This is a genomic window from Caballeronia sp. LZ008 (assembly GCF_031451435.1).
Taxonomy (GTDB): domain Bacteria; phylum Pseudomonadota; class Gammaproteobacteria; order Burkholderiales; family Burkholderiaceae; genus Caballeronia; species Caballeronia zhejiangensis.
The window spans coordinates 1-988 of sequence record NZ_JARUXK010000025.1 but is presented as its reverse complement, the minus strand read 5'-3'; the positions used below and the strand labels follow the sequence as shown (position 1 = coordinate 988).

At 65.7% G+C, this 988-nt stretch carries 1 protein-coding gene; it reads right to left on the bottom strand.

Features of this window, described 5'->3' with window-relative positions; translation table 11 throughout:
- On the bottom strand, positions 1-988 hold a 988-nt coding region (locus QCE49_RS33565), incomplete at both ends, for an acetyl-CoA C-acetyltransferase (protein ID WP_309806857.1).

Sequence of the window (988 nt, the reverse complement as noted above, 5' to 3'; positions counted from 1 at the left end):
TCGCGCTTCTGCATTTCGTGCAGCAGCGTGACGAGAATCCGGCAGCCCGACGCGCCGATCGGATGACCGATCGCGATCGCCCCGCCGTTCACGTTGATCTTCGACTGATCCCAGCCCATCTGCTTGTGCACCGCCAGCGCCTGCGCCGCGAACGCCTCGTTGATTTCCATCAGATCGAGATCGTTCACGCTCCAGCCCGCACGCTCCAGACAGCGCTTCGACGCCGGCACCGGGCCCATGCCCATGATCTTCGGATCGACGCCCGCGTTCGCGTACGCCTTGATGCGCGCGAGCGGCGTCAAGCCGAGCGCTTCGGCCTTTTTCGCCGACATCACGACGACCGCCGCCGCGCCGTCGTTGATGCCCGATGCGTTTGCAGCGGTGACGGTGCCTTCCTTCGAGAACGCCGGCTTCAGGCCCGCGAGCGCCTCGGCCGTCACGCCGTGACGCACGAATTCGTCGGTGTTGAATTGCAGCGGCTCGCCTTTACGTTGCGGAATCGCGACCGGCACGATTTCGTCGTTGAAGCGGCCCGCCTTCTGCGCGGCTTCCGCCTTGTTCTGCGACAGCGCCGCGAACGCGTCCTGCTGCTCGCGCGTAATGCCGAATTCCTTCGCGACGTTTTCCGCCGTCGTGCCCATGTGATAGTTGTTATAGACGTCCCACAGGCCATCGACGATCATCGTGTCGATCAGCTTCGCGTCGCCCATGCGGAAGCCGTCGCGCGAACCCGGCAGCACGTGCGGCGCCGCGCTCATGTTTTCCTGGCCGCCCGCGACGACGATCTCCGCGTCGCCCGCGATGATCGCGTTCGCTGCCAGCATCACCGCTTTGAGGCCCGAGCCGCAGACCTTGTTGATCGTCATGCCCGGCACCATGTCGGGCAAGCCCGCCTTGATGAGCGACTGGCGCGCCGGATTCTGGCCCGAACCGGCCGCGAGCACTTGGCCCAGGATCACTTCGCTCACCTGATCCGGCTTCACGCCCG